This is a genomic window from Nonomuraea sp. NPDC005730 (assembly GCF_040630865.1).
Taxonomy (GTDB): domain Bacteria; phylum Actinomycetota; class Actinomycetes; order Streptosporangiales; family Streptosporangiaceae; genus Nonomuraea.
Map to the genome: position 1 here is coordinate 21,421 of NZ_JBEXYK010000091.1, position 6,989 is coordinate 28,409.

General features: G+C 71.0%; 7 protein-coding genes. 2 read left to right on the forward strand and 5 right to left on the reverse strand.

Translation table 11 applies throughout. From position 1 onward, the window contains the following. Positions 1–2: 2 nt before the first annotated feature. The 5 genes from ABZ444_RS48355 to ABZ444_RS48375 are packed head-to-tail and all read right to left on the reverse strand — an operon-like array spanning position 3 to position 5,241. Entirely contained in the window at positions 3–1,085 is a 1,083-nt protein-coding gene (locus ABZ444_RS48355) for a DNA polymerase IV (protein ID WP_358011362.1), read from the reverse strand. 32 nt (positions 1,086–1,117) lie between these two features. Next, on the reverse strand, positions 1,118–2,164 hold the full coding sequence (locus ABZ444_RS48360) for an ABC transporter ATP-binding protein (protein WP_358011364.1): 1,047 nt from the start codon (positions 2,162–2,164) through the stop codon (positions 1,118–1,120). Next, positions 2,161–2,979 carry a carbohydrate ABC transporter permease gene (locus tag ABZ444_RS48365; protein ID WP_352364067.1) on the reverse strand — a complete coding sequence of 273 codons (819 nt, stop codon included), beginning with the start codon at positions 2,977–2,979 and terminating at the stop codon, positions 2,161–2,163. Before ABZ444_RS48365 ends, ABZ444_RS48360 begins: the two co-directional genes overlap by 4 nt. Further along, on the reverse strand, positions 2,976–3,902 hold the full coding sequence (locus ABZ444_RS48370; RefSeq protein ID WP_357977328.1) for a sugar ABC transporter permease: 927 nt from the start codon (positions 3,900–3,902) through the stop codon (positions 2,976–2,978). The genes ABZ444_RS48365 and ABZ444_RS48370 overlap by 4 nt, the downstream gene beginning before the upstream one ends. After that, positions 3,877–5,241, reverse strand: coding sequence for an extracellular solute-binding protein (locus tag ABZ444_RS48375; RefSeq protein ID WP_358011367.1), 1,365 nt, complete (start codon positions 5,239–5,241; stop codon positions 3,877–3,879). Before ABZ444_RS48375 ends, ABZ444_RS48370 begins: the two co-directional genes overlap by 26 nt. Before the next feature lie 170 nt (positions 5,242–5,411). Here ABZ444_RS48375 and prcB point away from each other — a divergent pair, with 170 nt between their 5' ends. After that, the gene (gene prcB, locus ABZ444_RS48380; RefSeq protein WP_358011370.1) at positions 5,412–6,260 is read left to right on the forward strand and encodes a proteasome subunit beta; all 849 of its coding nucleotides are present in this window, start codon (positions 5,412–5,414) and stop codon (positions 6,258–6,260) included. Between the two features lie 21 nt (positions 6,261–6,281). Further along, positions 6,282–6,989, forward strand: a 708-nt coding sequence (gene prcA / locus ABZ444_RS48385; RefSeq protein ID WP_358011373.1) for a proteasome subunit alpha, incomplete at its 3' end; no start/stop codon positions are given.

Genomic DNA, 6,989 nt, shown 5'->3' on the forward strand with positions numbered 1-6,989 from the left:
GCTCACTCCTCGGGCGCCATGGAATCGGGCGCCATGGAGTCGGCCGCTGTTCGGCCGGGATCCGTGTAGTCGACCGCCACGCCGAGCAGCCGCACCGGGCGGTCGAGGTCGAAGCGGCCCAGCGCGGCGAGCGCCGCCTCGGTCAGCGCGCCGGGGTCGGCCGTGGGCTCGGGGAGCGTGCACTGCCGGGTACGGGTCAGGAACGGGGTGAAACGCACCTTGACCGTCACCCGCGCGCAGAGACGCCCCGCCGCCACCGCGTCGCCGGCGACCTGCCCGGCGAGACCGGCCACCTGGCCGGCGACGGCCTCACGATCGGTGAGGTCACGGGGGAAGGTGATCTCGCGGCTGTGACCGCGGGCCACCCAGGGAGTGGTGTCCACCTCGGCCTCGCCCTTGCCGAGGGCCAGATAGCGGTACCAGGGGCCGTTGACCGGACCGAAGGCGCGGGCCAGCTCGGCGGGGTCGGCGGCGGCCAGGTCGGCGACCGTGCGCAGGCCGAGCCCGGCGAGCTTCTTCGCCGTCCGGGCGCCGATGCCCCACAGCGCGTCGGTCGGCCGGTCGTTCATCACCTCGGCCCAGTTCTCGCCGGTCAGGCGGTAGACGCCGGCCGGTTTGGCGAAGGCCGAGGCGAGCTTGGCCTGGTGCTTGTTGTCGCCGATGCCGACCGAGCAGCTCAGCGCGGTGCGGTCGAGCACCACCTGCCGCAGCCCGGCCGCCAGCGCCTCGGGGTCGTCGGTCGTGGCGCCGACGAAGGCCTCGTCCCAGCCCCAGACCTCCACGAGCACCGGCAGCTCGCGCAGAGCGGCCATGACGCGCTCGGAGGCGGCCTCGTAGGCGGGCGGGTCGCTGGGCAGGAAGACGGCGTCGGGGCAGCGCCGCAGCGCGGTGCGCAGCGGCATGCCCGAGTGCACGCCGTGCGCGCGGGCCTCGTAGGTGGCGGTCGCGGCGACCGTGCGCGGCTGGGCGGGGTCGCCGGAACCGCCCACGACGACGGGCCTGCCGCGCAGCTCGGGATGGCGCAGCAGCTCGACGGCGGCGATGAACTGGTCGAGGTCGACGTGCAGGATCCAGGACCTGGCCATGAGTCCAGTATGCGAGCCCGGGTCGCCCGGGGTCACAGCAGCCGGTCGTCGCGGTAGACCAGGGAGCGGCGCGGCACGGCCCAGCGGGAGGCGCCGAGCGGCGGCTCCTCGCCCTCCGGCATGACGGCCTGGATGAGCCCGCCGGGGGACTCCAGGGTGATGAGGGTGTGGGTGCCCATGTTCTCCAGGACGGACACGACGCCCGGGAAGGCGTCCGGGCGCTCGGCGGGGGACAGGTCCATGTACTCCGGGCGCACGCCGTACGTCACGGGGGCGTCGTCGTCCGGGGTCAGGCCCTCGGGCAGCGGGCGCAGGGCGCCGGCCACCTCGAGTCCGGCGTCGGTGACCTGGGCGGGCAGGAGGTTCATCGGGGTGGAGCCGATGAAGGAGGCCACGAACGTGGTGGCCGGCCGGTGGAAGATGTCCGCGGGGGTGCCGACCTGGATCATCGAGCCCTTGGACATGACGGCGATGCGGTCGGCCAGCGCGAGCGCCTCGGCCTGGTCGTGGGTGACGAACACGGTGGTGACGGCCAGCTCCCGCTGCAGCCGCTTGAGGAAGGTGCGCGCCTCCAGGCGCAGACGGGCGTCGAGGTTGGACAGCGGCTCGTCGAACAGGAACGCGGCCGGGTGGCAGGCGATCGCGCGGGCCAGCGCCACCCGCTGCTGCTGGCCGCCGGACAGCTCCGACGGACGCCGCAGCAGCAGCTCGGTGAGGCTGAGCCGGGCCGCGACCTCGGCCGCCTTCTCCGTCCGCCGGGCGCGGGGGACCTTCCTGATGCGCAGCGGGTAGGCGATGTTGGCGGTGACGTCCATGTGGGGGAAGATCGCGTAGTCCTGGAAGACCATGGCGACGTCGCGCTCGCCCGGCGGCAGGGCGGTGACGTCCTTGCCGTTGATGGCGACGGTCCCTGAGGTGGGGGTCTCCAGGCCGGCGATGCTGCGCAGGAGGGTGGTCTTGCCGCAGCCGGAGGGGCCGAGCAGGGCGAAGAACTCGCCGTCGGCGACGGTGAGCGCGAGGTCGTCGAGCGCGCGTACGCCTCCGGGGAACACCTTGGTCAGGCCGTGCAGGGAGATCAACGCTTGATTCCTCCGTGGAAGCGGAAACCGTACCGCTGGGAGACGAACAGGTACATCAGGACCACCGGCAGGGAGTACAGCAGCGAGAAGGCGGAGATGAGGTCGAGCCGGGGCGCGCCGCCCTCGGTGTAGAGCGTGTAGAGGATGATCGAGCCGGGCGCCTTCTCGGGGTCGCGCAGCAGGATGAACTGGAACAGGAACCCGCCCCACACGCTGGCCAGCGCCCACACGGCGATGGTGGCCAGCCCCGGCCGGACGAGCGGGACCACGATGTGCCGCAGGATCTGCAGCGACGAGGCGCCGAAGACCCGGGCCGACTCCTCGTAGGAGGTGGGCGTCTCGTCCATGAAGTCCTTCAGGATGAAGATCGCGGCGGGCAGCAGACCGGCCGAGACCACGAGGACGACGCCGAGGTGGGTGTCGATGAGGCCGAGCCGGGTGGCCAGCTCGAAGATCGGCACCATCGCCGCGGTGCCGGTGACCACGGACGACAGCAGCAGGAGCAGGTAGAGCAGCACATCGCGGCCGGGCAGCCGCACCCGCGAAAGGGCGTAGGCGGCCAGCGCCGACAGGACGACGACCAGCACGGCCGCCCCGCCCCCCTGGATGAGGGAGTTGCGGATCGAGCCCAGCGCGTACGGGTTGTCCAGGACGGCGGCGAAGTTGCGCAACGTGAACTCGGGGATCGACGTGGTGATCGTCGGGGTGTCGTCGAAGGGCGCGCTGGCCAGCCAGAGCATGGGCAGCGCGAAGAAGGCCAGGACGACGGCGACGAACACGGTGGCGGCCAGCCGTCCGAGCGTGTGGCGGATCATGCGGGCGGTCCTCCGGCGGCGGCGACCTCCCGCGTGCGGCGACGTCCGCGCAGCAACCGCAGGTAGGCCAGGGCGAAGACGAGGTTGATCAGCAGGATGAGGAAGGAGATGGCGGCACCGACGCCGAGCTGCCCGTCCTGGAGGGCGACGCGGTAGACGTACACGGGCAGGATCTCCGAGCGGCCCTCGGGCCCGCCGCCGGTCAGCACGAACGGCGTGAAGTCGTTGAACGTCCATAGACTGATCAGCAGCAGGTTCGTCAGGACGTGCCGCCTGATGGCCGGCAGCACCACGTCGCGCAGTTGCTGCGGCACGCTCGCGCCGGCCAGCCGGGCGGTCTCCAGGTGCGAGGGTGGCACGTTCTCCAGGGCGGCCGAGTAGAGCATCATCGAGAACGCGGTGCCGCGCCACACGTTGAAGACGATGATCGACAGCAGCGGGTAGTCCAGCAGCCAGGCGAACCCGGGCGTGTGCAGCAGGGCGTTGAGCGTGCCGTCGTCGCGGTCGAGCAGCGCGAACCACAACATGCCGACCACGGTGCTGGGCAGGATCCACGACAGCAGCACCGCGCCCTCGACGACCCGGCGCAGCGGGCCGGTGCGCGAGCGCAGGATCCAGGCCAGGGCGAAGCCCAGCCCGGCCTGCCCGACGACGGCCGAGCCGCCGACGTACAGCAGGGTGAGCCACAGCGAGGACAGGAAACGCGGGTCGGCGAGCGCGGCGGTGTAGTTGTCCAGGCCGACGACCTGGGGGTCGGCGGCGGCCAGGCCGGTCAGCCGGTAGTCGGTCAGGCCGAGGTAGATGGTCCACAGGGCCGGGAAGAGCAGGAAGACGCCGATCAGGACCAGGGCGGGCAGGACGAACGCGACCGCCCTGCCCCGGCCCAGCCCCGCGGCGTCAGCCGCCGACGTTGGCCGCGCCACCGACCAGTCCCTCCAGCTTGCTCCGGTACGCCGCGGCCGCCTCGTCGGCGCTCCTGCCGGCCACCACGGCCGCGGTGGCCTCCTGTAAGGCGGTGGAGACCTGCGGATAGACGGCCAGGCCCGGCCGGTAGGCGGTGATGGGCAGCACCTCGTCGGCGACGAACTTGAGCATGGGGTCGGCGGTCAGCACCTCTTCGTTGACGTCGCTACGGGCGCTGACGCGGGCCTGCCCGGCCAGCTGCGACTTGGTCGCGGCGGCCGAGTGCATGAAGGCCAGCAGCTCCCAGGCCGCCTTGGGGTTCTTGGAGAAGGGGTTGAGCACGCGGACGGCCCCGCCGGACATGCTGACGAAGTCCTGGCCGCGGATGCCGCCGCCGGGCTGCCTGGCCGGGATCTTGGCGTAGCCCACGACCTGGTCGCGGTCGGGCATGGGGGCGACCCCGGCCTTGGGCTCGATGACCGAGCGCCAGAAGTAGTCGCTCTCTGCCAGGATGGCGATCTTGCCGGCGGCGAACTGGGCGAAGGACTTGTCGCGGCCCTTGGCCTCCTGCTGGAGCTTGGGGTCGCCGAGCCCGCTGCCGCCGTAGACCTGCTGGTAGAAGCCCAGGACGTCCTTGACGGCCTGGGAGGCGCCGGTCCACTTGCCCGAGGCGTAGATCTCCGACCCGGCGCCGGCCAGCAGGGGCAGCACGCCCTGCATGGTGGTGGCCTCGCCCATGGCGGTGCCGGCGTCGATCTGCACGGGCGTGGGCACCCCGGCGGCCTTGAGCTTGACGCCGGCGTCGATGATCTGCTGCCAGCTGGTCGGCTGCCAGGTCTCGGGCAGACCGGCCTTCCTGAACAGCGCCTTGTTGTAGAACAGCACGCGGCCGTCGGTGCCCTGGGGCAGGCCGTACTTCTTGCCGTCGAAGATGCCGAGGCCCTGGACGGCCTGCGGGATCTGCGACCAGCCCTCCCACTGCTCGACGCCGGCACCGCCGACCTCGGTGAGCGGCTTGATGTATCCGGCCTGGGCGAACTCGCCGACCCAGATGCCGTCGAGGTCGATGACGTCGGCCCCGGTCCTGGACTTGAGGTCCAGAGCGATCTTGGTCTTGTACTGCTCGTCGTCCACGCCGTTGCCCTGGAAGAGCACCTTGACGTTCTGGTGGGTCTTCTCGAACTCGGGGATGACCCATTTCTTGATCCAGGCGGCGGACTCGGAGTTCTTGCCGCCCTCGATGGAGTTGGCGGTGATGGTGAGGGTGATGCTGCCCCCGGACTGGGTGCCGGAGCCGCAGGAGGTGAGGGCCAGGACGGCTGCGGCCGCGACGAGCGCGGGCCGGCTGGGGAGTCGCAAGTCGGCCTCCTGTTCAGGACGTGCAGACATACCGACAATCGCACGGGGTGTGGCGGGCGTAAAGAAACGATCTGATGAACGGTTCGCCGTGAGCTGATCGTGGGAAGTGCAGACAGCAACGCAACATGAGTAGGGTCGGCCTAGAGACACTGATGTTGGGAGGGAGTCGCGTGGCACCGAACAGGGATCTGCCCGTCGGCCTGGTGGACCAGCTTTTCCGAAACTCAGGGAACTCCTCGTTCACCGAGTTCGTCGGCTCTTACGCGCCCGAGTTGCTGCCGCAGCGTCACCAGGCGCTGGCCACTCCGATCGGCGACCAGGTCCCGCACGCGACCACGATCGTGGCCGCCACCTTCGCCGGCGGCGTGGTGATGGCGGGCGACCGGCGGGCCACGTCGGGGAACATCATCTCGCAGCGTGACATCGAGAAGGTGTTCCGCTCCGACGACTACTCGTGCATGGGCATCGCGGGCACGGCCAGCACCGGCATCGAGATGGCCCGCCTCTACCGCGTGGAGCTGGAGCACTACGAGAAGATGGAGGGCCGCACGCTCTCGGTGGCGGGCAAGGCCAACCGCCTGGCCACCATGATCCGCGGTAACCTCGGCATGGCGATGCAGGGCCTGGTGGTGGTGCCGCTGTTCGCGGCCTACGACTCCGACCGCGACGAGGGCCGCATCTTCAGCTACGACGTGGCGGGCGGCCCCTACGAGCGCGACAGGTACGACGCCATCGGCTCCGGCTCGATCTTCGCCCGCGGCTCGCTGAAGAAGCTCTACCGCGACGGCGCCTCGGCCGACGACATGGTGATGACGGTGATCCAGGCCCTCTACGACGCGGCCGACGACGACTCGGCGACCGGCGGGCCCGACGTGTCGAGGAAGATCTGGCCGATCGTGTCGGTGATCGACGCCGACGGCTTCCGCAAGCTGACCGACCAGCAGGTGGCCACCAAGGTCGAACAGATGCTGGAGGCCCGGATGATCTCGCCCGACGGCCCCATCGCCCCGCTGCGCTAGAAAGGACCACTGCCCGTGTCCATGCCTTTTGGATATGCGTCCCCTGAGCAGATCATGCGGGACAAGGCCGACTACGCGCGCAAGGGCATCGCGCGGGGTCGGTCGGTCGTCGTGCTGCAGTACGTCGACGGCATCCTGTTCGTGGCGCCCAACCCGTCGCGGGCGCTGCACAAGATCAGCGAGATCTACGACCGCATCGGGTTCGCCGCCGTCGGCCGCTACAACGAGTTCGAGGAGCTGCGCCTCGGCGGCATCCGCTACGCCGACATCAACGGCTACACCTACGACCGCTCCGACGTGACCGGCCGCGGGCTGGCCAACCTCTACGCCTCCAACCTGGGCCGCATCTTCACCGAGTCGATCAAGTCGCTGGAGGTGGAGGTCGTCGTCGCCGAGGTCGGCGACACCCCCGACGGCGACGCCATCTACCGGCTGACCTTCGACGGCTCGGTGTTCGACGAGCACGGCTTCGCGGCCATGGGCGGCCAGGCCGACGCCGTGGCCGGGCGGCTCAAGGAGCGCTACCGCGAGTCGATGTCGCTGGCCGACGCCCTTGAGGTGGCGCTGGCCGCGCTCACCGAGCCGGGCGGCGAGCGGCCGCCGGTCGCCCAGCTGGAGGTCGCGGTCCTCGACCCTCCACCGCTCTGCGGCCCGTGCCCTTGTCGGCGGCCTCCACCGACTCCCACAGCGTCTGGTACCACGGCGGCACCTCGACGGGCTGCTTCACGG